The following is a 26,243-nucleotide window of genomic DNA, read 5'->3' on the forward strand; positions in this document are numbered from 1 at the left end:
CTTGGGTGCCGCTGGCCGGTTCCGCAGACACCGCAGGACCGGTTGCCGCGACGCTCAGATCCTGACCCACGCGGGCTGGGACACGGGCCAGGTGTTCGTGTCCCGGGAAGTACTTCCGGCGGTTGCTTCCGCGAGCCTGACAGTTGCGGCCGGGGCCCTCGTTGTTGTGACCGGGTTCTGGTTGGGGGCATCCCCTGCACGGTTGATCCTGACTTACGGAGTGCTCACGGCGGTGGTGGCAGTGACAACTGCGATGCAGGTGATGTGTTCCTGGCACAGCGTGGCCTCCGCGCACGCCGCAACCGATGGACGCATGCTGTGACGCTCCTGGAGGTTGACCAGCTCAGTTTCACCTGGCCCGCTGGCGGTGCTGGGCTCCAGGACGTCACCTTCGGCGTGGGTCCAAGTGAATGCCTGCACCTGACCGGGGACAGCGGCAGCGGCAAATCCACGCTGCTGGGCCTGGTGGCAGGTAGTCACAGACCCGCACGTGGAGCTGTCACCCTGGATGGGCACCCGGCCAATTCGGCTGACGCCCGCACTCTGCGCTGGTACATGACTTCCGCACCAGCCATTTACCCCCTGTTGACGGTGCGGGAGCAGCTGCATTTCTACGCGGCCGCCCACCACGTGGACCAGACCGCCTCCCTGACACTGCTGCACCACGTACTGCAGGCTCACGTGGAAGATCTGCTGTGCCGAGATCTGACCAGTGAACAAGCGCAGATCGTCTGGTTCACGGCTGCCTTGAGCTGCCACGGGGCTGGGCTCTTGGTCCTGGATGAGCCGTTCGCTGCGGTCGGCGTGCAACCGGCACGGCGCATGGTGGCTGCACTGCAGCAGCACCTGGATGGTGGCGGCACTGTGCTTCTGAGCAGCCGCACTCACGGTGATCTTCTGCACCCGTCAGAGAACTGGCGGACGTTGGCCCCACCGTGGAACGAATCGCCGTCGCTCACACCTTGACAATGCCCTCGCGCAGCGCCATCACAGCGATCTGCAGGCGGTCATGGACTTCCAACTTGTGCAGCACATTGGACAGATGGGTCTTGACGGTGGCTTCGGACATCGCCAGGGATTTGGCGATCTCTCGGTTGCTCTTGCCCTCGCACAGAGCCTCCACAACATCCAGCTCACGGGCGGAAAGCAGCGCTGCCTTTCGCTGCACCTCCTGGTCCGCCGCGCGCCGGGGGGCCTCCTGCTTCAGCGTGTGGATGAGGGTGCACGCCACTGCAGAGGACACCACGGAACCCCCCGCATGCACGGTGTGAATGGCAGCAAGAACTTCCTCCGGCTCAGCGCCCTTGAGGAGGTAACCATTGGCACCGGCTCGCAACACGGGAACCACGTACTCGTCCGATTGAAACGCGGTCAGAGCCAGGATCTGCACCTGAGGGAACTCAGCGGCAATGTGCTCGGTGGCCACCACACCATCCATCACCGGCATCTGAAGGTCCATGAGCACAACATCGGGGCGCAGCGCTCGGACTTGCTGCACAGCTGCTTCACCGTTCATGGCCTCCCCCACCACCTTTAGGCGGGAGTCACTGTTCACGTAGGCACGCAAAGCCGTGAGCATCAACCGTTGGTCGTCCACCAGCAGCACCGAAATCTGTTGCTCCGAGGGCTCCACTCGGGATTCCTCGGCGTGAGCGTGGCTGGTGGATGGTCTCCGCGCTGATTCCATGCATTGAGAGTATCCATACGTCCTTGGTGTGGTCACGTGAAAGCTCAAGGCAAGTCGATCTTGGATCATTCTCCGTCAGAAGGATGAGCGGCCACCGCCAACCGGGCGATGCACGCCCGCCACTTTGACGGCCACAGTGGTGCACATCACATCAATTGCAGTTGACCTGCACGCCAGAAGGGCAAGGACATGACTTTCCAGAACACCACCGCAGCCGCACAGACCGCTCGTCCGGACACCTTCGCAACTACGGGGCGTCGTCGTGCTGGGCGTCGCCTCACGCAGTGCGTTGCAGCCGCCGCCATCGCCGTTGCCGCACTGGCCCCCGCCCCTGCCATGGCTTTCACTTCAAACGCACTGGCCACACAGGTACCTTTGAGTGTGACCCAACCCACAACCCAGGTGGGATCGCCCAACCTGGGCGCAGGTCAGATCCCGGTCACGACCGCCAAGAACTTCGGGCGATGTGGTGGGTGGTACTTCTGGTGCTGAGGTGAGCCAGCCGCAGGCTTACTTCACCGGCACCATGTCTAAGGTGGTGGCGGATGGAGTTGGACGCTGCAAGTCGAGCCCGAAAGAACCCACCCCTTCCTTTGCCTGGGCCTCTGCGATCCGTTCGGCGCTTACTGGAGCTCAAAGGGCAAAAACCGCACATCGTGCTGGTGTGGGCGGGCTTGGCCATTGCCGTGGCCTCTGTCATCAGCGACGCTTTGACGCTCGTTGGGGAAGACCAGCAGGACCTGGCCACTATCGATTTCATCAGGGTTGGGGCATCGGTTGCCAGCAGCACTTACCTGTGCTTGGTCTTGCTTCGCCCCCAGGTGGCGCCCCTTTTCCTTGTGCTCTCGTGGTTTCCGATCCTGTTCGACCCTGCTCCCGGCGGACTGATCCCCTTTGTGTACCTGGGCCTGGCGTTCGCTGCGTTCACATCACGGGGTCGCACCATCGCAGTGAGCCTGGGCGTGACCCTGATCTGGGCGGCCATTTGGGTTCCATGGACTTCCAACTTGCCCAATGAGGCTTTGTGGGGCTACCTGCCGGTCACCGTTGCTTTTGTCGTACCCGGCATTGCCGTGCAGATGCTCACGGAGCAGGTGGTCTCCGAAAGACGACGACGCGAGGGTGCTGAGACTGCCACCGCGTTGGCCCGCGTCCAAGAACGCAAGAACTTGGCCCGGGAACTGCACGACATCGTGGCGCACGAACTCACCATCATCGCCATGCAAGCACGCGCAGGCGGTATGAGCCGCGACTTGGACGACGCACATCAGTCCCTGCAAGTGATCGGCGATTCCGCCCGTTCGGGCCTGGAGGAGATGCGCCGGTTGATCGCCGTGATGCGTGCCGATGGTGCCGCCCGCGCCCCAAGCGATCCCAACGACGCCGCGGGGCATGTCACGGACCTGGTGCAGGCCATCAATCAGGCCCGGGACAAACTGACGGCCGTTGACATACCCACCACGGTTCAGATCATCGGGGACACAGATGAAATCCCTGTGGGCCTGCGCGTGACCGTGGCCGCAGTCTTGCGTGAGGGTACAACCAACGTGATCAAGCACGCCGGGCTGCACGCAACCTGCGCGGTGTCTTTGACGGTGACCCGCGCCCACGTGGAGTTCTTCATGCGCAACACCGTGCCGGGAGAATCGCTGAACTTTCCCACATCTGGATTCGGGCTGGTGGGTGTGCGCGAGCGAGTGGACGTGCTCGGTGGCGAATTGATCTCCCAGCCCGAGGGCTCCGAATGGCTACTTGGCGTCCGCCTGCCCCTCCTGGAATCCGGCGGGGCGCCGGGGATCAGCGTGGGGTGAAACTCCTGATGTGCCTCTGAGCTGCATCCACGCTTCACCAGACCGTCCCGGCCATCCCCACGGCCGAACTGCAAGTAAGCCAATTGGATGATTGGCAGTGTCCACCCGACCGATCCACGCACCACGGCCACCTCCGATGCTTGAAGCAGCCCACCTCGGGCTGAAGTCAGAACAGGAGATGGATCTATGTCCCCCACAGCTGTTGTCACATCCACCCACGCACCACAGCATCGAACCACCGCTGCCTGCACACACAGACCGTCCGTCCTGCTCGTCACGGCCCAACCATTGCTGACACATGCGCTGAGTTTGTGTTTCAGCCGTGAATCTCAGGGCAGTCCTACCACCTCCCCCTTGGTCTCCATGGTCCTGGCCGGCGCCGCACGGACGGTGGATGAGGCCTTCGAGATCATGCGGACCCGCAACGATGCGGTCCAGATCATGGTCCTTGACCTCGACCTGGTTCGAGACACGGCCGCCGATTCGATTCGTGCCATCTTGGCCGAGTGCCCTCGGCTACGGATTCTCACCCTTTCGGGCGGTGATGACCTGGAGCTGGCCGTTACGGCATTGCGCGCGGGAGCCTGCGGCTATCTGAGCAAGGAAGCCGAATGCAACGATTTTGTGCAAGCGCTGCACTGCTGCTTGGACAGCGATCTGGTGGTGGAGGCAAGGACCATGCGGGCCCTTGCCGCCCGCGCCCTGGGGCGCGAACCCGCCGGGTTGTCCGCGAACACCGCCGCCAAATATGGACTCGATTCCCACGAGGTGGCTGTCTTGAACCACTTGGCCCAAGGCCGCAACAACCAAGAGATGGCCATGGCGTTGTTCGTGTCCCTGGGATCGGTGAAGGCCTATCTGGCAGGTGCCAGCAAGAAGCTCGGCGCCCGGGACCGTGTACAACTTCTTGTCCGCGCCTATGAGCTGGGTTTGGCCACGCCGCACCTTGCTGAGGTTGACAGCAGTCCCCAAACCCCTGTGGACCACCTGCACTGACCGAATGGTCAACCACATGGCCACCAAACCGCAGTCGTGAGTTCAGCGTGGCACCCAAGGTCTGGCCCCGGGTTTAGGTGGCCACGACTGTGGTGCTCACCACTTGCCGAACCACCTGCAAGGGTCACAACGTGAGGAGCCCGCCATGTCACCGAACACGATCACCCGTCCACTGACCACCCGCTTGGCCACCCTGTTGGGTGCCGGAGCCATTTTGGCCGGCAGTTTCGTGGGAATGGGCGCGCCAGCCGCCCACGCCGACCAAGGCGCCATGAGCATGCCGACCTCTGGAACCATCACGGGAACACCCAACGGGTACTGCAGGTCCGGCAACTCCCACGGCGGCTTCGACATCGCCAACGTCACCGGGACCCCCATTCGCGCGGCAGCAGACGGCAAGGTCACCTACCTGGGCTACGGGGCCCGTTCCGGCAACATGATCACGGTCGGCCATGCCGGTGGGTGGGCCACCAAGTACATGCATCTGAGCAAGTACAACGTGGCCAATGGCGCCAGCGTGAAGAAGGGCCAAGTCATTGGCTACATGGGCTCAACCGGCAACTCCACCGGGCCTCACCTGCACCTCCAAATCGAACGCAACGGTGCCATTGTGCGGGATGCCTCCCTGATCGATGACTTCCGCTGTGGATCTTCGGTGACCGCCGGCCGGGAGATCTCCTACGCCTTCCCGGGCCTGCCCAAGACCGGTGGCCCGGTGACCCCGCCGTCGTCGTCCTACCCCACCCTCCAGCAAGGTGCATCGGGTGCGGCCGTGACCCAGCTGCAAAACCTGCTCAAGGCCCGGGGCTACTCGGTGACCGTGGACGGGCAGTTCGGACCAGCCACCGCAACGGCGGTGCGCAGATTCCAGGGCAACATCGGCACCACGGTCGACGGCGTGGTGGGGCCCAAGACCTGGGGGGCCTTGGAAGCCCGTGCAGCCGGGTCCACCACGCTCAAGCAAGGCTCCTCGGGCAGTGACGTGACGGCTCTGCAGAAGGCGCTGAACGCCACCATGGGCTCGGGGCTCACGGTTGACGGTCAATTCGGACCCGCCACTCACAACGCCGTTGTCAGGTATCAGAAGAGCCGTGGTCTCAGTGCCGACGGCGTGGTTGGCACCCAGACCTGGGCTGCCCTCAAGGGCGGACGCTGAGGCCGCGGGCCGTCAGCCGTCACTGTCACTCTCCAAGGAAGGAACCCTGCCGTGAATCTCCACACCGTTTCTCCCGCATCGGCAACCGCCGAGAAGGCGCCCACACAGTTCTCCCGGCGAGGGGTCATCAAGGCCTCCACCCTGCTGGGTGCTCTGGGCATGACCACCGCCGCGAGCGCCGTCACTTCCCAAGCACCGGCCTTGGCCGCGATCGCGCCCCCCGCCATCATCTCCACGGCCGCTTGGGGTGCCAAACCCCCAACATCAGCGCTGAGCACCTTGAACTACCGACCCACCTACCTGGTGATCCACCACATGGATTCCCCCAACGTCACGGACTACTCCGTGGCCGCCGCGCATCGTATTGCGCGCAGCGTGCAAAGTTGGCACTTTGCCCGTGGTTGGGCGGACTCCGGTCAACAGTTCTCCATCAGCCGCGGCGGCCACGCACTGGAGGGTCGCCACGGTTCCGTACGAACCCTTCAGGGTGGCGCGTCCTTTGTCCTGGGCGCGCATGTTGCCAACAACAATTCCAAGGCCGTGGGCATCGAATGCGAAGGTGTCTACAGCAGGGTCCTGCCCACGCAGAGCCTGTACGCCACCCTGGTTCATCTGGCCACCTACATCTGCCAGCAGTACCGGATCCCCGTGGCCAACATCGTCCCGCATCGTCATTTCGGCAGCACCAGCTGTTGCGGCGACGCATTCGTGGCTGCCCTGCCCACCCTGCGTTCGGATGTGGCCAGGTCCCTGTCCGCTGGGCGAATCCTGGTCTCCCAGCTCGGGGGGCCGCCTCCGCTGCCACCGACGACGACCTACCCCACCTTGCGGCAGGGCAGCACCGGCGATGCAGTGGTCCGCCTTCAGAAGCTCCTTGCCGCACGGGGCCACAGCCCAGGGGCCGCAGATGGATCCTTTGGCCCGGCCACACTGGCCGCCGTCCAGTCCTTCCAGCGCGCCATTGGCACCACGGCCGACGGTGTGGTTGGACCCAAGACCTGGGGCGCGCTGGAGGCTCGAGCTGCAGCGGGATCCCGGCTGGCCATGGGCGCAGCAGGTGCAGAGGTCACCGCCTTGCAGAAGGCACTGAATGCCACCATGACGGCGGGGCTGACCGTGGACGGTCAATTCGGGCCCAATACAGAGATCGCGGTGAAGAACTACCAGCGTTCACGGTCTCTGAGCGCAGATGGCGTTGTTGGCACTCAGACGTGGGCTGCCCTCAAAGGTGGGCGGTGACGAGAACCGGCACCAACCGCCCGGATCGACAACACAGTGAGTGGAGCACTGGGGGTCGTAGGTGACGTTGTGTTCACCTACGGCCCCTAGACCCACGCCCCCAGAATCCACAACCCGCACAGCGCGATCACACCCAGGAATGCGGCCAACCACAACCATGCAGGTACACCCGTGCCGGCTGCCAAGAGTGTGGCGTCAGATGAGGGCAGGCGCCTGCGCCCTGACTTCACGTGGTGGCGCACCAGGTTGATCCACGCACGCACAGCTCCGATCCACAGGGCGGCGCCAACAGCCAGCAGGAACCATCGGCCCACTGTCAGATCGAACCAGGAGAGGGTGAGCAGCAGGGTGGCCGTCGTCGTCGTGACCAGCCAGGAGAGCCAGCCGCGCATGACCACCAAGGAAACCAGCAGGACAACTGCACTGAGCACTGCGGCCAGTGGCCAGTACCCTGCGCCCACTGCCGCGGTCCAGGCCGCCCCCACCAGGGCGGGGAACGGGTAGCCCCAGAACGTGGACCACATGGCTGAGGCGCCGCGACCCATGGAATGGGTGACGCCAGAGTGATTGGCGTTGATGCGGATGCGCATGACCCGGCGCCCGGTGAGCAGACCGGCCAGTGCGTGCCCGAGTTCGTGCACCACGGTGACCACCAGACCGAACCATCGCCAGGTGGCACGGGGTCCGCTCAGTGCCACGGCGGTGGCCAGACACAGCAGCAGGACCCAGGAGTCGGCGGGTGGAACCGGCCGGGCGGAGAACAACCCGCCCAGGAACTGCGCGAATGTCACGAGTGGGCGGCCTCCGGATACCCGCGCCACGTCATGAGCACGTGGTCAATACCTTCCTCCAGGAAGTTGGGGCCGGTGCGCTCAAACCCGAACTTGCCGTACCAAGCCTCCAGATAAGCCTGGGCATGGATCTCCACAGGCCGCCCGGTCGGTGCCGCCCGGTCCAGGGCCTGGCGCATCAATGTTTCCGAATGCCCACGACGCCGGTGGGCAGCTGCCGTGACCACCCTCCCGATCCGCACCACGGGACCGTCCGTCAGCAGTCGGAGGACGGAGACCACGTTGCCATCGACTTCCAGCCAGATGTGCACAGTGGTCTCCGCGCGGTCCAGGTCATCGATCTCCTCGCAGATGATCTGCTGTTCGGCCACGAACACGGCCACCCGCACCTGCAGAATTTTCTGCATCTGGATGGCGGTCATCTCTTGCGGGGCGTGGGCGAACACCTGAACGTCAGTCATGCCGGGATCCTACGAGCCCATCCTGAATGATGACCATGTGGCGGTCCCCGCGCGAGATTTCTGAGAACTTCTCAGACACCACCTGGGCGGTGGCTCAACCCCGCGATCCCGCGGATGAACGTCCCCATGGATGCCGCGGCAAGTGTTTGCGCCGGTCAGGGCCTCATGTGGCTTTCATAAGCGTGCTGTTCACTGCCCGCCATGATCAGGCGACTCACCCTTCTACTGGTGGTCATGGCCATCCCGGTGCTCACCGCTTTGGGCACCCAGCAATTGGCCCGCACCACCGCTCCCCCGGCACTTCCCACGGACCCGGTCACCTCCCAGACCGTGGACGGCACCTCCCAAGACACCTCCCAGGACCCCGACCACGGCGCCTCCCCCGGTCCGCGATCCGGCTCCGTGGCCCCTGTGGTTCCGGGCAGCGTGGATCAGAACGGGGACGTCACGGCCCCGGGAGTCGGCGCGTCAACGCCTGCTGATGACGACATCGTCGGTGACGTCGAAGACGACATTGACCATGACGACGATGACTTTGCTGATGCCGACGAGCACCCCGAGACCGGGACGGTGGACCGATGAACACCGCAAAGCCGATCGGACCCACACCCACCGCCAACCCGGCCCAGGCCGCCACCGCCAAACCCACCGAAACCCGTGGCTCACGGATCTCCGCCCGGTGGCGGATTGTGGGGTGGATGGTGCTCACGACGGCCATCGTGCTGTTGGCCATTGTTGCCTCCATGCGCTCGATCCTCATGGGACAGGTGGCCCAAGCCGCCAATGAGGGCATTGTCCAGGAGGTGGACGAGTTCCGGACTTTCGTGGGCGAAGGAGTGGACCCCACCACCGCGGAGCCCTTCACCTCTGAGACGGAGCTGATGGAGCGCTACCTCTCCCGCCAGACCCCGGCCACTCATGAGGCATTCATTGCCGTGACCGATGAACGCATCATGTTCCTGGACAACGCTGCTGATGACGCCGGAGAGCTGCTGGCCCAGGACAACGCCGAGGTGGAACGCCTGATGACTGCAGCGGCTGCCTCCGGCGTGGATGAAACCGAGTACGGCACCATGCGCTGGGGCCGGGCCGAAACCGAAGGTGGTTCCGCCCTGTTGGTGCTCCAGTTCACCGACCCCGCTCAGGAGCAGGTCAACCAGCAGACCTTCATCCTGGTGGCAGTGGCCACGGGTGGCCTGGTGTTGACGGCGGCCATCGCATGGTTTGTGGCCGGTCAGATTCTGTTGCCTGTGCGCAGGATCAGCGAACTGGCCACCGCCATTGATGACCAGGACCTCTCCGCCCGTATCCCCGTGGAGGGCCGGGACGACATTGCCCGGGCAGCCCATTCGGTCAACGGCATGCTGGACCGTTTAGAGTACGCCTACGGTCGGCAACGCCACTTTGTGGCCGAGGCCCGCGTTCACCTGAACCGCCCCCTGGACAAGAGTTTGCGGGCGTTGGAGACCGCTTCCCGTGAAGGTCCTTCCACGGCACGGTCCTCCCTGTGGGAGATGCGCCGCACCTTGGGAGACCTGGCCCTGCTGGCAGATGCCCAGACCCCCGGATTCCTGCGCCGCAAGCAGGTCTCCGTACCCGCCATGCTGGTCCAGGTCCTGCAGGAGGCCACCCGTCTGAGCCCCCAGCACGAGTGGACTCTGCATGAGGTGCCTGAAACCACAGCCAACCTGGACCGGGACGCCGTCCAGGCCGCTTTGCTGCAGTTGGCCCGTAACGCCGCCGACCACACGCAGACCGGCGAGGAGATCACCCTGGCCGGGGTGGTCCTGGACCCGGAGAACACAGGCCGCCACGCAGATTCCGTGGTGCCGGATGCCGCTGAAGCCTCCGTGCTGCCGGGTACGGTCCTGCGGGTTTCCGTGTCCAACCAGGGCGATCCGCTGGCCCCTGAGTCCGTGCGCGCCATGGTGGAGGACTACCGCTCAGCCGCCCAGGAGGACATCGGCGAAACCGAGCCCAGCACCCGAACCTCCAGCATCCACATCGGCCCCGGCGCCCCCATGGAGCAAGCCAATGGCAACGGTGACCAGGACCGTGTCCTGGGCATGGGGCTCGGCCTGGCCGTGGCCCGCAGCGTGGCTGATGCTCACCACGGCAGCCTCTGGGTCACCTCCGATCCCTCCGGACTCACCACCGTGGGCCTGGACCTGCCCCTGGACGACGACGCCCCCACGGAAGCCACCTCGCAAGCGCACCAAGCGCAGGTGGCGGATGCCATGGAGACGGACCGATGAGCAGCAGTTCCGCCACTGACACCGTGACCACCCCGTCCGCCACCCGGTGGGCATCACTTCCGCCGCAGGGACAGACCGAGGCCCCCAAACGGCGTCGTACCTTCCGACCGGCACCCCTGCTGGTGGCGTTGGTCCTGGCTGCCTTCGCGGGTTGGTGCATCTGGGCCGCCACCGGAGGGGACCTGAACCCCATGGGTGCCATGACCCTGGTGGTGTTTGCTGCCGCCGTGTGGCTGTGGATCTTCTCCCCGTTGGATGACACCTACGTGGCGTTGGGCGCGGCCCTGGTGCTGGTGGCCACGGGTGTGGTCACGGACAACGAGCTGTTCTCCTCCTTGGGTGAGGACACCGTGTGGCTGCTGCTGGCGGCCTTTGTGATCGCCGCAGGGGTCACCGCATCCGGCCTGGCCACGCGGATTGCGGGCTTTGTGGTCACGGGTGCCACCTCCGTGAACCAGCTGTTCCACCTGACAACCCTGGTGCTGGTGGTGACCGCCTTTGCCGTGCCGTCCACCTCCGGCCGCGCCGCCCTGGCCCTGCCGGTGTTCGTGGCGCTGGCCACCGTCCTCCAGGAGCGACGACGCGTGGTGCTGGCACTGTCCCTTCTGTTCCCGGCTGTCATCCTGCTCTCCGCGGTGGGCTCCTACCTGGGAGCGGGGGCGCATCTGATCACCTCGCAGATCCTGGCCTCGGCCGGGGAACGCAGCTTTGGTGTGGCTTCCTGGTTGCTGCTGGGCCTGCCGTTGGCGTTGGTCTCCTCCCACGTTTGTGCCGAGTTGATTCTGCGGTTGTTCACGCACAAGGCCGACCGGCGGCTGGGGGTTTCCATCACCCTGGAGGACCTGCAACGTCACGCCCCCACACCCATCACGGGTCCCATGACCACGGCACAGTCACGCTCGGCCATGTTGGTGGCCGTCGTCGTGGTGCTGTGGTGTTCGGAGCCGTTGCACGGTCTGCACCCGGCGGTAGTGGGGTTGATCGGTGCGCTGCTGGCCGCCAGCCCCAAGTGGGGGTCGGTCAAACTGGCCAAGGCGCTGAAGTCCGTGCCCTGGTCCCTTCTGGTGTTCATGGCAGCCACCCTGACCCTTGGAACCGGGCTGGTGAACTCCGGAGCTGCGGACTGGCTGGCGCGGCAGGCCCTGGGGCCGGTGAACTCTGCCGGTGCCACTGCACCGGCGCTGTTCGTGATCCTGGTGGTAATTCTCTCCACCGCCGCGCACCTGGTGATCCAGTCACGGTCGGCGCGGTCGGCCGTGTTGATTCCTATCATCGTGGCCCTGGCACCCGGCCTGGGCGTGGACGCGGCTGCCGCAGCCTTCGCCTCCACTGCCGCCGCAGGCTTCTGTCACACCCTGACCAGCTCCGCAAAGCCGGTGACCCTGTTCTCCGACGTGGAGGGTGTGGAGACCTTCCAGCCCGAGCACCTCTTGCGGCTCTCGGCCTTCCTGGCCCCCGTCAGCGCCGTGTTGGTGCTGATCTTCTCCTTCTGGATCTGGCCCCTCATGGGTCTGCCGCTCTTCATGTAATTACACGTTTCCCTCAAAGGAGTCTCACGATGCCCACCATGCCTTCCACCGCTTTTGTCCGCCGCGTCCTGGTGGCGCCCTCCGGCTTCAAGGAGTCCCTGGGTGCCGAACAGGTGGCACGCGCCATCGGTGCCGGTGTCCGCCGCGCCATCCCCGGCGTTCGGGTGCGCACCGTTCCCATTGCCGACGGCGGTGAGGGAACCGCCCGCACGTTGGCTGCAGCCACGGGTGGATCGATCGTGAACCGAACCGTCACCGGGCCGGTGGGAGATCCGGTGGAGTCCCACTGGGCCCGGCTGGGCGGCGATTCCGAAGGCCGCGCCGTGGTGGAGATGGCCGCCGCGGCCGGGCTGCGCCTGGTGCCGCAGGACCGCCGGGACCCCACCCTGACCACCACCCGCGGTGTGGGCGAGCTGATCGCCGCCGCGCTGGATTCTGGGGTCACCTCCGTGGTGGTCGGCTGCGGTGACTCCGGGACCTCCGACGGCGGTCTTGGAGCCCTCCAAGCACTCGGCGTCCGTGTGCTGGACGCCGACGGTCAAGAGGTGGGTCAAGGTGGTGTGGAACTGACCCGCGTGGAGAGCCTGGATCTGACCGGGCTGCACCCCGCCCTGGCCACCGGCAAGGCCCATGTGGTGTTGGCCCTGAACCCGCACAACGTGCTGACCGGATCGCGCGGCGTGGCCCGGGTGTTCGGCCCGCAGAAGGGCGCCACCCCGGAACAGGTTGAGCAGTTGGCGGCAGGATTCGAGAACTGGGCGCGGGTCCTGGAGCGCGACTGCATCGAATCCGCACGCGGCACCGACTTTGCCCAAGGAGTGGGTACGGGAGCCTCCGGCGGGTTGGGAGCGGGGCTGGCCGCCGTCGGCGCCTCCCTGGTTCCGCGGTTCGAGGCCCTGTTGGACTCCGGGCTGGCGGGGATTGATCTGGACAAGTCCATCCGCGGCGCGGACCTGGTGATCACCGCGGAAGGTGCCATCGACTTCCAGACCCCGCGCGGCAAGGTGCCTGCCGAGGTGGCACGCCGTGCTGCCGATCAGGGTGTGCCGGTGATCGGCCTGGCCGGGACCCTGGGGCAGGGCTCGGATGCGGTGCACGGCATCGGGATCGACGCCGTGGCCTCCATCCTCCCAGTGCCCATGAGCCTGTCCGAGGCCGTGCGCGACGGCGAGGACCTGCTGATCACCGCCACCGAACGGTTCATGCGCACCCTGATGTTGGGGGCATCCATTGCAGAAGCCCGTCTGGTGGGCGACGACTGGTGAGGTGAGCTGCCCTGGGCTCCGCGCCGCCTGTTCAGAACACGCTTTTGGCCGGATTCAGCGCCGGTTTTCCGGCCTGAAGCGTGTTCCAAACATTGAGCGATTCGGTGACCTGGACCACACTGGAGGTGTGCAGGGTGCTGATCAACACTCCGCAGCGCTCGGTGCCACCCACAGGCCGCCCGGGCACACCATCGGCTCCACGAAAGGCTCACCATGCTCATCGGCATCCCCAAAGAGACCAAGAACCAGGAAGATCGCGTGGCGATCACCCCGGCAAGGGTACATCAGCTGGTGAGCCAAGGCCACGACGTCGTGGTTGAACAGGGCGCCGGGGCGGGTTCGCGCATCCCTGATGAGGAGTACGTGGAAGCGGGCGCCCGCATGGTCTCCGTGGAGGAGGCGTGGGGTGTGGAGCTGGTGCTCAAGGTCAAGGAGCCCATCCCGTCCGAGTACGGCTACCTGCGTTCTGACCTGGTGTTGTTCACCTATCTGCATTTGGCCGCTTCAGAAGAACTGACCCGGGCGCTGGTGGAGGCCGGAACCACGGCCATCGCCTATGAGAACGTGGAGACCGACGACGGCGCCCTGCCCCTCCTGGCGCCCATGTCCGAGGTTGCGGGGCGGATGGCTGCCCTGGTGGGCTCCCACCTGTTGCTGGCCACGAGCGGTGGGCGTGGCCTGCTGGTTCCGGGGATTCCGGGTGTTCGCCCGGCGGTGGCCACCGTGATCGGTGCCGGAAACGCCGGCTCCAACGCGTTGAGCCAGCTGGTGGGGCTGGGGGCAGACGTGACAGTGCTTGACCTGTCCATCGATGCCCTGCGCCGCGTGGATGACCAGTACGGCGGGCGGGTGCGCACGGTGGTGTCCAGCCCGTACGAAATCGAAAAGTGTCTGCTGCGCTCCGACCTTGTGATCGGTGCAGTCCTGGTTCCTGGCCGCAAGGCACCCAAGGTGGTCCCGCATGAGCTGGTGGAGAGGATGATGGAGGGCTCCGTGCTGGTGGATATTGCCGTAGACCAAGGTGGGTGTTTTGAGGACACCCGAGCCACCTCACACGATGACCCCACATTCACGGTTGGCCCGGCCACGTTCTACTGTGTGGCCAACATGCCTGGGGCAGTTCCGGTGACCTCCACATACGGGCTGACCAACGCCACATTGCCGTTTGCTCTGCAGCTGGCCCACTCCGGGTGGGAGACGGCCTGCCAGGAGAACACTGCATTGAGCCGCGGCGTTCTGGTCTCCGGAGGCAAGATCCAGCACTCGGCCATCGCAGCAGAGTTCCCGGACCTGCCGGCCGCCTGAGTCCAGCTGCCCGTGAGATCACCGCCTGTTGCTGAGATGACACCCCGTTGCGTGTCATCTCAGCAACAGGCGGTGACCTCACCCTGCGTAAGGTACAGGATGTCCTGTCACTGCAGCTCAGAGGTAACTTGTGAACAATTCGGCGTCCGAATCCATCTCCCCACGGGGGCGGGGCGGATTTCCACTCCCAACACCATCCGGCGTCGAAAGTGGAGTCTGGCTGAGATCGGATTTCGCAGGGGCCGGCACAGCCTGCTGCACCTGATCTAGCAGGTGCCACTGACCATCATTGCCTCCGGCATCATGACGCTTGTTGTGGCTTCAACACTGGGGCTTTCCCCGCAGGGGGGTTCCAGCACAGATGAATCACTGGATGCTTCACCTGCCTTGGCCGCACTCGCAGCGATCATGATCATTTTGATCATTCCGTTGGCTGAAGAGTTCATATTCAGACGGATTCTTCTTGACTCGTTCAGGACCAAGATGCCGACCTTGGCCGCTGCCCTCCTGGTGATCGTGCTCTTCGCCGGCATTCACGTGGTGCCGCCAGTGATGCTCTACATCCTGTTCTTGGGGTCCGCGCTGACGGGAATGCGCCTCTGGTACGGCAACTTGTGGGCCCCCGTGATTTTCCACATGTGCAACAACGGATTCGTCTCAGGCATCACACTGTTGGCCATCCTGCTGTAGCCCCAAGGAGCAACCCCTAGCCACAAGCACCGACATCACAAGAAGTCTGCAGACACATGCATTCTCATTTGCTCGCATGGAATGGACTCAGCAGGACAGATCCAATCCGGTCGCTCAGCGTCTGATGTGCCTCGCGTGAGGGCAGCGATCGAAGGGTCGCCGTGGACCGGGGACCACGTACTCCCTCCGGGACCCGGAAACTCCATGGGGAGTGGAGAGATGGGAGAGTCAGCGTCATGATCAGCACAGGATCATTGACTACGGGGGCGCAGCCTCGCAGCTGGGCGGATGCACAACGCCGGAAAGCCCACGTCAAGACTTTGGCACCGAACCCCTCGCTCAGGGATGTTCTCTACGCCGGGGTGCTGGTCCTGGTGACGGACCTGGGCGCCACACTCGGCGTGATTCTGGGTGGGTTGGCCTTTGGTGCAACCGGCGCCACAACCACGGGCGTGGTGGCCAGCGTAGGGATCGCCGCCGTAGGCCTCGCCCTGGACGTCATGAGCTTGCGGCCAGGCGCCGGTCCGCTTTCACAGATCAGACCTGAAACTGCGCAGGGCTTGATGCTGGCGCTGGTCCCGAGCCTGGTGATGGCTTTGGTCCAAGAGGTCCTCTTCCGCCGGGTCCTGTTGGACTGGCTGCTGCAGCACTTGCCGATCCCTGCGGCTGCAACCATCACGGTGGTGGTCTTTGCAGCAGTACACCTGGATGCAGCATCGATCCTGTTCAGCCTGATCTTGGGTGTGGCGTTGACGGCATCCAGACTCTGGTACGGAAACCTCTGGGCACCGGTGATCATGAGTTGAGTGGTCAGCGCATCAGTTCTGGGTGCCGTGCTGTTCTGCATCTCATGACCGCACACGAACCAACCTGACACCGAGCCAGGCAACCAACAGGACGGTCGCCAGCACAAAGCCCCACGCTTCCAGCCCAACGGCCTCGGTCCACGCGAACAGATCCGGAGTCCCGAACCATTCCGCCAGCGCACCGGACAACGACGCTGCACCCACCACCAGCGCCACCACCACGGACAGGGTGGTGATCCCGATGTTGTAGGTCAGAAGCCGCCGCGGGTGACCATCTGCCCACCCGTAGGCTCGGCGAGCCACCCAACCTTGGGCCAGGTCAAAGGTGCTCATGCCCGCCGTGAAAAGAAGGGGCAGCGTGAGAACGGCCCACCACGGCACAGCTGCCAACCCTGCGGTCCCGGCCAACAGGAGCAGGCTGATCTCCGTGGCGGTGTCGAATCCAAAGCCGAACAGCAACCCCACCACGTACATCTGACGCGGGGTGCGGATATGCGCGCCGAGTCGGTCCAGCACGCGGGTCACAGGACCCACCGTCATGTGGCGGTGGGTGGCCGCCTGAGTCAGATGAGCATTCCCGTCCTCCTGGCCAGAGCAAGCGGAGCGACTGACCAGAATCCGCCGCAGGGTCTGGACGTTCAAAGCCGCAATCACCAGCAGAAATGTCCCGGCCACCAGCGGCCCCCACACGCCGGTGAAGTGATGCCATGCGGAATCTTGGTCCGCCACAGGGTCCATCAGAGCGGAAAGTCCGAAGGCCAGGAGCAGGCACAATCCCACAACCACGGTGGAATGGCCCATGGAGAACCAGAAACCAACCGTTGAGGCGGGTCGGTTTTCGGCAAGCAAACGCCGTGTGGTGTTGTCGATCGCCGCAATGTGGTCGGCATCAAAAGCGTGGCGCACACCCAGCAGGAAGGCCGTGACCCCCAGTGCGCCGGTGAACACCGCAGGTGTTCCATCGGCCTGTACGCCCAAGCTCAGATCGGCAGGAACCACCGTGAACAGCAGCAGCCCCCAACCCACCGCGTGCAAGAGCACAACGGTCAGGGACACCACCACGGTGGACCTGTGCTCCCGCGCTCTCACCCCCCGCGGCTGAGCGAGTGGTCGCGTGAGTGTTGACATGGTGGTCTCCCCTCCAGAGTTTCCGGGCACGTGCATCTGGTTAGTACTTCCGGGCGTTCAGTCGCCCTTGATTTCCCCAACGACGCCGCAGCGCTGCGTGCACATCCAGCAGCAGGTCTTCAACAGCGGAAGTTCCCGGACCCAAAACTCGGACAGCCAGACCGGCGGCAGCCGAACCCCGGGTGCCTTGCGCGACACCAGCGGGCTCGGCCAATCCCGTGACGCCCGCCCGCAGCCCGGTCACCTCGGCCTCCCGTTTGGTCAACAGGTCATGGACTACCTCGATCACTGCCCAGTCGATCTCCGGAGCCACCGCCAGCAGGGTGCCCAGATGGGTCCGTCCGGGCAGGAACCCGTGATCGGCCACGGCGTCGTCGTCAGGAACCAGGTGCAGGGTGTCCAGACTGATCAGCCCACCGTGGGGCCGGGCAAGTGTGGTTCGCAGCAGCACCGAGGACCACCGGTGGAGCGAACCGTCCGGGGCCCAACCCGGCGTCACCACGTCCGTCAGGACCGCACGTGCATCCGGACTGACCACCACTTCCGTGCGCTGCAGGTAGTCGGCGTCCTGATAAGCGATCAATGGGTCCGGAATCACCTCCAAGGTGCCGCCGGCTCCCACGGTGAAGGTCTGTTCCTGGACCACGGCCCGGCCTGGCGTCCGGTACACCTTGGTGGCGGATTGGGTGGTCACCAGAGCGGATGCCTCCGATCCCACCGCAACGGCCAATCGGTACCGGTCCCCACCCACATAACCGCCACCAGGGTTGACCACGGTCAGACACGGCTGGCCGGAGGAGTCCAGGTACAGGGGACGCAACAGTCGCAGCGCACCCTGATGGCGTTGACCGGTCACCACATGGCGGCCGCCACGGTGTTCGACCTGGAGCAACAAGCCTCCGGTCAGCTCCACGTCATGGGCAGCACCTGTCCGGGTCACCACGTCGATCACCACAGAGAATCCCCGGTCACTGTGCCAAGTCGAGCATCAACACGTCCCGACGGATCCAGTCCAACACCGTGTCCAGGCCCTCATCCGTTTTCAGGTTGGTGAAGGCGAACGGCTTGTCCTTCCGAAACACCCGCGAGTCGGCTTCCATCACGGACAGATCCGCCCCCACGTACGGCGCCAAATCAGTTTTGTTGATCACAAACAGATCCGACTTGATCATGCCCTGACCTGCCTTGCGCGGGATCTTCTCCCCCTGTGCCACATCAATGATGTAGATCGAAAAATCCACCAACTCCGGGGAGAACGTGGCGGAGAGATTGTCCCCGCCGGACTCCACAAAAATCACCTGCAGATCCGGGTGCCTTCTCACCAACTGCTCAATGGCCGCCTCGTTCATGGAGGTGTCTTCCCGAATGGCTGTGTGCGGACAGCCTCCGGTTTCGAGCCCCACAATGCGGTCCTCATCCAACACGGAGGTACGCACCAGGATCTTGGCGTCCTCGATCGTGTAGATGTCATTGGTGATCGCCGCCGTGGACACCTCGCCGTCCATCGCACGGGTAATGCGCTCCACCAACTGGGTCTTGCCGGCCCCCACTGGCCCTCCCACACCGATCCGTATTGGTTCAGTTTTCATCTGCGCCTCCTTTGTGTTGGTGGTGATTCACGACGACACCAGCCGCCGTCTCATGACATGAACATCCGGGCCCGTTGCCAGGCGTGACGCATCTGATCTATCTCCAGCGCGGGGCTGACCGCACCCACCTGGTCCTCCGTCAGTGCAGCCACCCGGTCCACAGCACGCGTCACCTCCGGGTGCATGGCCCGCAGCACCCGCTGACCGGCGTTCTGCCCGATGGGAATACCCCGCACCGCGTTCTGTGTCAGGGCGGTCAGCGACGTGAACACGTGGGCGGCACAGGCATCCCGCCAGTGGATGCCGTGCTCACGCGCCAAGAGCGCCAGGACCACCGGGACACTGCCCACAGCCCGGCGGGTGGAGACCAGCGCCGCGTAGTCGGTGATCTCCAGGCTGGGGAAATTCTCTGCCGCGATCTGCACGGCCCGCCTCCCCATGGCCGCATTGGCCTCCCTGACCTGTACCGGAAGGCTCATGGCGTGCAGCATGACGTCCACTCGCAGGGCATACAGGCCGTCACGCACCACGGCGCGGATGGCCCAGCCGTCCACCGGTGCCAGTTGGTGGTGCAGGAAACGGTGGAGCCAGGTCTGAAATGTGGCCTCGTCATGGACGGCGTCGTCGTGGATGGCCGTTTCCAGGCCCAGTGACTGGCTGAAGGCACCGGTGGGCAGGGCCGAGTCCGCGAATTGCAGAACGGTGAGCAGCCCGGATTCATCGCCGATCACGGTCAGTGCGTGTGCTCGGCATGGCGGAAAGGAACTTCCATGACCCGGTCCACCCGGGCAAAGCGCACCGTGTGCTCGGTCAGGAAGTGCTCTGAGGTGTGGTCGTACTGAACCACCATGACCCCGCTGTGACCCTCCAGACCCGTGAACTGGGCGTCCGGACCAAAGAACTGTGCCGGCAGGTGGCGGTTGCCCAGCGAATGAGCAACAAAGGCAGCTTCCTCCACCGTTGCCGGAGCAATGGCCAGAACCTCCGTGGGCAGAGTGGAGACGACGACGACGTTGCGCCCCTCCCGGTGCAGGATGTCCCCATCACGCAGTTCACGGCGCTCGGTCAGCCGTAGCCCCAGCTCATTGCCGTGATCGGTGGTCACACGCTGCACCCGCTGGCGCAGGGCAGCCCCCTCCATCGCCACGCGTTCAACATGCAGGTCAACCTTCTCTTCCTCAGAGAGGTCATGCAGGTTGCCCTGAATGGAATCAACAATCAACGGTTCGGCTCCTTGGAAGTACAGGGGTTTGGAAGATGCTCAGAACAGGAAGTAGCGCTGGGCCATGGCCAATTCCTGGGCCGGCTCGGCTGTGATCAGCTCACCGTCCACCCGCACCTGGTAGGTCTGCGGGTCAACTTCTATCTGCGGCGTCTGCCCGTTGTGCTTCAGATCTGCTTTGGTCAGGCCACGGATTCCGCCCACGGGCAGGGTCTTCTTAGCCAGGCCGAATCGGGTGCGGACGTCGTCGTCATGTGCGGCACCGGAGACAAAGTGCACGGAGTTGTGCGCGGGTGCCTGCCCCTGGGCGCCAAAGGCGTCCCGCATGAGCTGCGGCTGCGGCGTGGGAATGGACGCGTTGGGGTCCCCCATCACGGAGTGGACGATCTGCCCGCTCTTGAGCACGGCGGCGGGTTTGACGCCAAAGAATGCGGGCTCCCAGAGCACCAGGTCCGCGAGCTTTCCCACCTCAACCGAGCCAACGTGGTCGGCGATGCCGTGGCTGATGGCCGGATTGATCGTGTACTTGGAGACGTAGCGGCGGATCCGGAAGTTGTCCGCATGCTGGTCACCCGCCAACGGCCCGGTGCGCTTTTTCATCTGGTCCGCCAACTGCCACGTCCGCAGGACCACTTCCCCCACACGGCCCATGGCTTGGGAGTCCGAGGAGGTCATGGAGAACACCCCCAGATCATGCAGGACGTCCTCGGCGGCAATGGTCTCCGGGCGGATCCGGGAGTCCGCAAAGGCCACGTCCTCCGGGATGGAGGGGTTGAGGTGGTGGCAAACCATGAGCATGTCCAAGTGCTCTTCGGCCGTGTTTCTGGTGAAAGGCAGGGTGGGATTGGTGGAGGACGGCAGCACGTTGGGCATGGCCGCCATGGAGATGATGTCCGGGGCGTGGCCACCACCAGCACCTTCGGTGTGGAACGTGTGGATCACCCGGCCGTCGATCGCGCGGATGGTGTCCTCCACGAACCCGCATTCGTTGAGGGTGTCCGTGTGAATGGCAACCTGCAGGTCAAAGCGGTCCGCAGCGGTCAGGGCTGCGTCAATGGATCCGTGGGTGGCACCCCAATCCTCGTGGATCTTGAAGCCCACCACCCCGGCCCGCACCTGCTCCTCCAAAGGGTCCTGTGCCGAGGTGTGGCCCTTGCCCAGCAGGCCGAAGTTCATGGGGTAGGCATCAAGTGCCTGCAACATGCGTTCGACGTGCCACGGTCCCGGTGTGATGGTGGTGGCCTTGGAGCCTTCGGCCGGGCCCGTTCCGCCGCCGATCATGGTGGTGATCCCGGAGGCCAGTGCGGTGCCGATCTGATCCGTACCGATGAAATGGATGTGCGTGTCCACACCGCCTGCCGTGAGGATCTTGTGCTCCCCGGCAATGACCTCCGTGGCGGCCCCGATCAGAATGTCCACGCCATCCATCACATCTGGGTTACCGGCTTTGCCGATCGCACTGAGGCGCCCGTCCACCATCCCGACGTCCGCCTTGAACACCCCTGAGTGATCGATGATCAGGGCATTGGTGATCACGGTGTCCACCACGCCGTCCGCCCGGGTCAACCTCCCGTTGTGTCCCATGCCGTCGCGGATGACCTTTCCGCCTCCAAAAACCACCTCGTTCCCGGGGTTGGCCAGATTGCGGTTGGTAAGATCCTGTTCCACCTCCGCGAACAGTTCGGTGTCCGCCAGGCGCACTTTGTCACCGACGGTGGGCCCGTAGAGGGAGGTGTATTCGGAGCGGCTCAGTTCACGCGCCATGGTTGGCCTCCTGGTCTACTGATGCCCCGGCACTCCGGGCGATCTGGCCTGTCCCCGCAAAGCTGACCAACCGCACCGTTTTGGCATCCCCTGGTTCAAATCGCACGGCAGTGCCCGCAGGGATGTCCAGACGGTGTCCCATCGTTGCCGCACGGTTGAACTCCAAGCCGGGATTGGCCTGGGCGAACGGGAAGTGGGAGCCCACCTGGACCGGCCGGTCCCCGCGGTTGATGACCTCCACCTCCACCGTGGGCCGATCCGGGTTGATCACCACGGGCTCGTCCCGCAGCACGTATTCACCGGGAATCAAGCGGTTCTGCGTTGAGGCATGTGTGGCATTCGGCCCCGGGCGGATGGGCTCGTGCACGGTCACCAACTTGGTGCCGTCCGGGAACGTGGCCTCCACCTGGACGGAGTGGATCATTTCCGGCACCCCATCCATGACCTGCTCGGCGGTCAAAATGGTGGCTCCCCAGGACATCAGGTCGGCCACGGTGCGCCCGTCACGGGCGGCTTCCAACAGCTCAGCGGTGATCAGCGCAACCGCCTCCGGATGATTCAGTTTCAGTCCACGGTCACGACGACGTCGGGCCAGGTCACCGGCCACAACAATCTGCAGTTTCTCTTGTTCCCGGGGCGTCAGGTACATGTTTCGACCGTAGCGGGGACACGTTTCGGGCTTGTGTCCAGGACCAGAGGTCGATTCAACACCGGCGGCTCCCTGGCGGCTGGTCGAACGAGCCATTGGTTCCTAATATCTCCAAGTTCAGTTCCGAAAATCTCCAAGTTGGGGCGCCACGGACGGCGGGAAGGACACCCGCAACCTGCGCTTGACTTGCATCTTTGCCACGCGATCCCGTTCTCAGTCGATGGTCGCTGTGTCCCCCAACAACTCACACCGCGAGTGCCTCCCGCGCGGCATCCACGGCGGCTTCATCGGCCTGTCCGGAGCGGACCACTCGACCCGTGGCCAGCACGGCGTATTGATCGGCAGCGTCCAGGGCAAAACCGACCTTCTGCTCGGCCAGCAGGACCTGGGTTCCGGAACGGGAGGCCAGGCTCACGATCTTCTCCTCGATCTCCTGGACCACTGACGGCTGGATGCCTTCCGACGGTTCATCCAGCACCAGAAGACGCGGCCCGGTCAACAAGGCACGGGCGATGGAGAGTTGTTGCCGTTGGCCTCCGGAGAGCAGCCCCGCCCGGCGGTCCATCAGAGGTTCCAGGGCCGGGAACATGGCCACGACCTCCTCCAGTCGCCCCCGCCCACCGGGATGGGCTTCAGCCACCACCAACAGGTTTTCGCGTGTGGTCAGGGTGCCGAAGGACTGTTGCCCCTGGGGGACCCAGGCCAGACCTTCACGAACCCGTTGGTGGGCTGACATCCGGGTGATGTCCTTCCCGTCCCACGTGATCCGCCCGGAACGCACCGGCAGCAGTCCCATGACCGTTTTCAACAGGGTGGTCTTGCCCGCCCCGTTGTGCCCCAGGACGGTGGTCACGCCGTCGTCGGCAATGGTGAGGTCAATACCGTGCAGTACCTCCGTGCGTCCGTACCCGGAGCGCACACCTTCCAGTGCGAACATCAGTTCTCCTTGCTCTGTGTACTGCCGGAAACGGCCACGGCCTCCGGGTCCAGGCCCAACAATTCGGCCTCCACCTTGGCTTCCTCCAGGCTCTTGGTCCCGGCGGTTCCCAGATAGATTTCCTGCACGGTGGAATCGGCCTGGACCTGCGCCACGGTACCTTCGGCAATGACCTTTCCGGCGGCCATCACAGTCACGGACTGGGCGTATTTGCGCAGGAACTCCATGTCGTGTTCCACCACAACCACCACGTGATCGGCGGCCAGCTTGGTCAGCAGCTCACCCGTGGCATCGCGTTCGTCCTGGCTCATTCCGGCCACGGGTTCATCCAGCAACAACACCGTGGCGTCCTGGACCATCAGCATCCCGATTTCCAGCCATTGCTTCTGACCGTGAGACAGCACCCCCGCTTTGGTCTCCTGGTGCCGACTCAGACCCGTGGTCTCCATGACTTCAAGAATCCGCGGGGACACCCTTTGGCGAGTCCGCACCATGTCCCGCGGACGTCTGCGCAGCCCGGCAGCGATGTCCAGGTTCTGCAGGACGGTGAGGTCCTCGAACACACTGGCCGTCTGGAAGGTCCGCCCCACCCCGTACCGCACGATCTTGTGAGTCTTGCGCCCCACCAGCTCATGCCCGTTGTGATTGATGGACCCTTGGGCAGGGGCCAGGGCCGTCACGGCGTCGATGGTGGTGGTCTTGCCCGCACCGTTGGGGCCGATCAGGAACCGCAGATCACCTTGCTCAACCCGCAGGTCAACACCGTCAACGGCAACAAACTTGTCAAAGACCACACGTAGATCGCGGATCTCCAGATAACTGGGGCGGTGGTCGCGGGTCATCGTGTTGCCTCCGGTTCTGAACTCACAGGTGCCGTGGTGCTTCCCGCCGCTTGGCCGCCGTCGTCGTCCGCACCCTGGGAACGACGACGCCGCACCATCCCCAGTACCGAGGCCAACCCGCCGGGGAGGAACCCGATGACCAGGATGAACAGCAGACCCTGGAGGTAGACCCAGAAGGAGGGGAAAGCTGATGCCAGCTGCGTGCCGGCAAAGGAGACCGCAATGGATCCCAGGACCGGGCCGAGCCACGTGGAGCGGCCACCGATGGCCACCCCAATCAGGAAGGCGATGGAGGGGACCACGCCAATGTCCGCCGGAGAGATGATCCCCACCACCGGTACGAACAACGCACCGCCGATGGCCGCAAAGAGAGCAGCGATCATGTAGGCCACGGTCTTGATCAAGGCGGGGTCATACCCCAGGAAACGCACACGCTCCTCCTGATCACGGACCGCCACCAGCAGTTCGCCGAACCGGGAGCGGTACAACTGCCAGGTGGCGGCCAACATGACCAGCAGCACTGCGGCAACCACCAGGAACAACACGGTGCGGTTGGCCTGATCAGAGAGGTCCCAGCCGAACAGGGAGTGGAAGTTGGACAGGCCGTTGGAACCGTTGGTCAGCACCGGCTGGCCGATGATCAGCACGGCGAATGCGGCAGCCAACGCCTGGGACAGGATGGCAAAGTAGGCGCCTTTGACCCGCCGGGAGAAGATGGCCCACCCCAGCAGCCCGGCGACACCCGTGGGCACCAGGATGACCGCGGCCACCGCAACCACCGGGTGCTGCACGATCCCCCACAGTTCGGGCAGCTGCTCCACGCCGTTCTGGCGCATGAACGTGGGGATGGTTTCCCCCTCCAGCGTGGTGTCCGCCAGAGTCATGTGCATGGCCATGATGTAAGCGCCCAGCCCGAAGTACACGCCTTGGCCCATGGTCAACATCCCACCACGGCCCCAGGCCAGTCCGATGCCCACGGCCACCATGGCCACACACAGGTATCGGCCCAGCAGGTCCAACCCAAACCCGCCCAGGGTCAGCGGTGCAATCACCAGGAGCAGCACCGCCCCGATGCCCAGTCCCAGCAGGGCGCCGCGCGGCCCGGTGGTCCACACCCCGGCTCCCTCTGCCACGGAGGGCAGTTCAGCGGAACCGGTGGTGGGCGGCGTCGTCGTTGTTTGTTGGGGTGAAACTGTGGTGGTCATGCCAACCCCCTGGTTTGAGTGGCCACAATGCCCTGTGGGCGGATCTGGAGGAAGGCCACCACGATCACCAGGACAATCACCTTGGCAATGGACGCGGTGGTGCCGAATTCAAAGAAGACCTGCAGCAAGCCGAGACCCGCTGCGGCGATCACCGCACCGCGGATCTGACCGATGCCACCGGCCACCACCACCAGGAACGCGTCCACGATGTATGTGGTGCCCAACGTGGGACTGGTGGAGCCGATCAAGGTGATGGCCACGCCGGCCACCCCGGCCAGGCCCGAACCAATGAAGAACGTCAGGGCGTCAGTGCGGCGGGAGGAGATACCGGAGGCCTCCGCAAGGTCGCGGGACTGCACGACTGCGCGGATGCGGCGCCCCAGGGACGTCTTGGACAGCAGCAGGGAAAGCCCTGCCACCACCACAACCGTCAGTACCAGGATGAACACGCGCGAGGCCGGAACCGGGGTGCCCAGGATTATCACGGGACCGGACAAGAACTCAGGCAGTCGAACGTCAACCGAGGGCGCTCCAAAAATGTCCCGGGCCAGTTGCTGCAGGATCAGGCTGACACCAAAGGTCACCAGCAAGGTGTCCAACGGACGGTGGTACATCCGCCGTAGCAGCGTGGCCTCCAGGATCAGACCCAATGTGCCGCCGATCAGAAAGGCCAACGGGAGACTGACCAGCAAGGAAACCCCAGCGCTGCCCAGAACCTGCTGAACCGTGAAAGCCGTGTAGGCACCGGCCATGATGAACTCGCCGTGAGCCATGTTGATCACGCCCATCTGACCAAAAGTCAGAGACAAGCCGACTGCTGCCAGCAGCAGGACCGAGCCCAGGCTCAGGCCCGCAAAAACTTGGCTGATCAGAATCTCCACGTGCGCCCCCTTTCTGAAGGGTGTTGGTGTGGTGC

29 protein-coding genes are annotated in these 26,243 nt (G+C 64.6%); 14 read left to right on the forward strand and 15 right to left on the reverse strand.

The window, feature by feature from the left end; translation table 11 throughout:
• Together L979_RS16570 and L979_RS14200 are read left to right on the forward strand one after the other, a co-directional pair.
• Positions 1-322: hypothetical protein (locus tag L979_RS16570; RefSeq protein WP_047687880.1), on the forward strand; the 322-nt coding region annotated here is incomplete at its 5' end.
• Positions 319-966, forward strand: a complete 648-nt coding sequence (locus L979_RS14200) for an ATP-binding cassette domain-containing protein (protein ID WP_052209232.1) — start codon at positions 319-321, stop codon at positions 964-966. The genes L979_RS16570 and L979_RS14200, both read left to right, overlap by 4 nt.
• Here the strand turns inward: L979_RS14200 and L979_RS00105 are convergent.
• Positions 956-1,687, reverse strand: a complete 732-nt coding sequence (locus tag L979_RS00105; protein ID WP_081993471.1) for a response regulator transcription factor — start codon at positions 1,685-1,687, stop codon at positions 956-958. The genes L979_RS14200 and L979_RS00105 overlap by 11 nt on opposite strands.
• A gap of 189 nt (positions 1,688-1,876) precedes the next feature.
• Here L979_RS00105 and L979_RS00110 point away from each other — a divergent pair, with 189 nt between their 5' ends.
• The 5 genes from L979_RS00110 (at position 1,877) to L979_RS00130 (ending at position 6,889) form a co-directional block, all read left to right on the forward strand.
• Positions 1,877-2,179: a hypothetical protein gene (locus L979_RS00110; RefSeq protein ID WP_047687882.1), complete on the forward strand. Its 303-nt coding sequence runs from the start codon at positions 1,877-1,879 to the stop codon at positions 2,177-2,179.
• A gap of 164 nt (positions 2,180-2,343) precedes the next feature.
• Positions 2,344-3,498: a sensor histidine kinase gene (locus L979_RS00115; protein WP_047687884.1), complete on the forward strand. Its 1,155-nt coding sequence runs from the start codon at positions 2,344-2,346 to the stop codon at positions 3,496-3,498.
• A gap of 363 nt (positions 3,499-3,861) precedes the next feature.
• The gene (locus L979_RS00120) at positions 3,862-4,494 is read left to right on the forward strand and encodes a DNA-binding response regulator (RefSeq protein ID WP_231559322.1); all 633 of its coding nucleotides are present in this window, start codon (positions 3,862-3,864) and stop codon (positions 4,492-4,494) included.
• A gap of 145 nt (positions 4,495-4,639) precedes the next feature.
• On the forward strand, positions 4,640-5,650 hold the full coding sequence (locus tag L979_RS00125) for a peptidoglycan-binding protein (RefSeq protein WP_047687888.1): 1,011 nt from the start codon (positions 4,640-4,642) through the stop codon (positions 5,648-5,650).
• 51 nt (positions 5,651-5,701) lie between these two features.
• Entirely contained in the window at positions 5,702-6,889 is a 1,188-nt protein-coding gene (locus L979_RS00130) for an N-acetylmuramoyl-L-alanine amidase (protein ID WP_052209233.1), read from the forward strand.
• An 86-nt stretch (positions 6,890-6,975) separates the two neighbouring features.
• Here L979_RS00130 and L979_RS00135 read toward each other — a convergent pair whose 3' ends face one another.
• Together L979_RS00135 and L979_RS00140 are read right to left on the reverse strand one after the other, a co-directional pair.
• Entirely contained in the window at positions 6,976-7,680 is a 705-nt protein-coding gene (locus L979_RS00135) for a M50 family metallopeptidase (RefSeq protein WP_047687890.1), read from the reverse strand.
• Complete coding sequence (locus L979_RS00140) at positions 7,677-8,141, reverse strand: GNAT family N-acetyltransferase (protein ID WP_047687892.1); 465 nt, start codon at positions 8,139-8,141, stop codon at positions 7,677-7,679. Before L979_RS00140 ends, L979_RS00135 begins: the two co-directional genes overlap by 4 nt.
• Positions 8,142-8,342: 201 nt before the next feature.
• Between L979_RS00140 and L979_RS00145 the strand changes: the two genes are divergently transcribed.
• Genes L979_RS00145 through L979_RS00160 form a run of 4 tightly spaced genes read left to right on the forward strand, consistent with a single transcriptional unit; the run spans position 8,343 to position 13,190 of the window.
• Positions 8,343-8,723: a hypothetical protein gene (locus L979_RS00145; protein WP_156125257.1), complete on the forward strand. Its 381-nt coding sequence runs from the start codon at positions 8,343-8,345 to the stop codon at positions 8,721-8,723.
• A complete protein-coding gene (locus tag L979_RS00150; RefSeq protein ID WP_047687896.1) occupies positions 8,720-10,396 on the forward strand; it encodes a HAMP domain-containing protein in 1,677 nt (558 codons plus the stop codon). The genes L979_RS00145 and L979_RS00150 overlap by 4 nt, the downstream gene beginning before the upstream one ends.
• Complete coding sequence (locus L979_RS00155) at positions 10,393-11,925, forward strand: SLC13 family permease (protein WP_052209234.1); 1,533 nt, start codon at positions 10,393-10,395, stop codon at positions 11,923-11,925. Before L979_RS00150 ends, L979_RS00155 begins: the two co-directional genes overlap by 4 nt.
• 29 nt (positions 11,926-11,954) lie before the next feature.
• Positions 11,955-13,190, forward strand: a complete 1,236-nt coding sequence (locus tag L979_RS00160; protein ID WP_052209235.1) for a glycerate kinase — start codon at positions 11,955-11,957, stop codon at positions 13,188-13,190.
• 31 nt (positions 13,191-13,221) lie between these two features.
• Here the strand turns inward: L979_RS00160 and L979_RS16110 are convergent, their stop codons facing one another.
• A complete protein-coding gene (locus tag L979_RS16110; protein ID WP_197052028.1) occupies positions 13,222-13,362 on the reverse strand; it encodes a hypothetical protein in 141 nt (46 codons plus the stop codon).
• Between the two features lie 41 nt (positions 13,363-13,403).
• Between L979_RS16110 and ald the strand changes: the two genes are divergently transcribed.
• The 3 genes from ald (at position 13,404) to L979_RS14205 (ending at position 15,991) form a co-directional block, all read left to right on the forward strand.
• On the forward strand, positions 13,404-14,495 hold the full coding sequence (gene ald / locus L979_RS00165) for an alanine dehydrogenase (RefSeq protein ID WP_047687898.1): 1,092 nt from the start codon (positions 13,404-13,406) through the stop codon (positions 14,493-14,495).
• A gap of 273 nt (positions 14,496-14,768) precedes the next feature.
• On the forward strand, positions 14,769-15,185 hold the full coding sequence (locus tag L979_RS00170) for a CPBP family intramembrane glutamic endopeptidase (protein ID WP_052209236.1): 417 nt from the start codon (positions 14,769-14,771) through the stop codon (positions 15,183-15,185).
• A 236-nt stretch (positions 15,186-15,421) separates the two neighbouring features.
• Positions 15,422-15,991, forward strand: coding sequence for a CPBP family intramembrane glutamic endopeptidase (locus L979_RS14205; RefSeq protein ID WP_081993473.1), 570 nt, complete (start codon positions 15,422-15,424; stop codon positions 15,989-15,991).
• Between the two features lie 42 nt (positions 15,992-16,033).
• Here the strand turns inward: L979_RS14205 and L979_RS00175 are convergent, their stop codons facing one another.
• The 11 genes from L979_RS00175 to urtB all read right to left on the reverse strand — a co-directional run bounded on the left by L979_RS00175 (position 16,034) and on the right by urtB (position 26,208).
• Positions 16,034-17,047 (reverse strand): HoxN/HupN/NixA family nickel/cobalt transporter, encoded by a 1,014-nt coding sequence (locus L979_RS00175; protein ID WP_197052029.1) that lies wholly within the window; start codon positions 17,045-17,047, stop codon positions 16,034-16,036.
• Positions 17,048-17,159: 112 nt separating this feature from the next.
• Positions 17,160-18,074, reverse strand: a complete 915-nt coding sequence (locus tag L979_RS00180) for an urease accessory protein UreD (RefSeq protein ID WP_052209239.1) — start codon at positions 18,072-18,074, stop codon at positions 17,160-17,162.
• Positions 18,075-18,087: 13 nt separating this feature from the next.
• Positions 18,088-18,708 (reverse strand): urease accessory protein UreG, encoded by a 621-nt coding sequence (gene ureG / locus L979_RS00185; protein ID WP_047687900.1) that lies wholly within the window; start codon positions 18,706-18,708, stop codon positions 18,088-18,090.
• A 50-nt stretch (positions 18,709-18,758) separates the two neighbouring features.
• Positions 18,759-19,439 carry an urease accessory protein UreF gene (locus L979_RS00190; protein ID WP_231559321.1) on the reverse strand — a complete coding sequence of 227 codons (681 nt, stop codon included), beginning with the start codon at positions 19,437-19,439 and terminating at the stop codon, positions 18,759-18,761.
• A 2-nt stretch (positions 19,440-19,441) separates the two neighbouring features.
• On the reverse strand, positions 19,442-19,930 hold the full coding sequence (gene ureE, locus L979_RS00195; RefSeq protein ID WP_047687902.1) for an urease accessory protein UreE: 489 nt from the start codon (positions 19,928-19,930) through the stop codon (positions 19,442-19,444).
• Positions 19,931-19,969: 39 nt separating this feature from the next.
• Positions 19,970-21,694: an urease subunit alpha gene (locus tag L979_RS00200; RefSeq protein ID WP_047687904.1), complete on the reverse strand. Its 1,725-nt coding sequence runs from the start codon at positions 21,692-21,694 to the stop codon at positions 19,970-19,972.
• On the reverse strand, positions 21,684-22,343 hold the full coding sequence (locus L979_RS00205) for an urease subunit gamma (RefSeq protein ID WP_081993474.1): 660 nt from the start codon (positions 22,341-22,343) through the stop codon (positions 21,684-21,686). Before L979_RS00205 ends, L979_RS00200 begins: the two co-directional genes overlap by 11 nt.
• 244 nt (positions 22,344-22,587) lie before the next feature.
• Complete coding sequence (gene urtE / locus L979_RS00210; protein WP_047687906.1) at positions 22,588-23,280, reverse strand: urea ABC transporter ATP-binding subunit UrtE; 693 nt, start codon at positions 23,278-23,280, stop codon at positions 22,588-22,590.
• A complete protein-coding gene (gene urtD, locus L979_RS00215; protein WP_081993475.1) occupies positions 23,280-24,122 on the reverse strand; it encodes an urea ABC transporter ATP-binding protein UrtD in 843 nt (280 codons plus the stop codon). Before urtD ends, urtE begins: the two co-directional genes overlap by 1 nt.
• Positions 24,119-25,327, reverse strand: a complete 1,209-nt coding sequence (urtC, locus tag L979_RS00220) for an urea ABC transporter permease subunit UrtC (RefSeq protein WP_081993476.1) — start codon at positions 25,325-25,327, stop codon at positions 24,119-24,121. The genes urtD and urtC overlap by 4 nt, the downstream gene beginning before the upstream one ends.
• A complete protein-coding gene (gene urtB / locus L979_RS00225; RefSeq protein ID WP_047687908.1) occupies positions 25,324-26,208 on the reverse strand; it encodes an urea ABC transporter permease subunit UrtB in 885 nt (294 codons plus the stop codon). The genes urtC and urtB overlap by 4 nt, the downstream gene beginning before the upstream one ends.
• Positions 26,209-26,243 lie beyond the last annotated feature (35 nt).

It is taken from the genome of Kocuria sp. ZOR0020, assembly GCF_000800955.1.
GTDB lineage: Bacteria > Actinomycetota > Actinomycetes > Actinomycetales > Micrococcaceae > Kocuria > Kocuria subflava.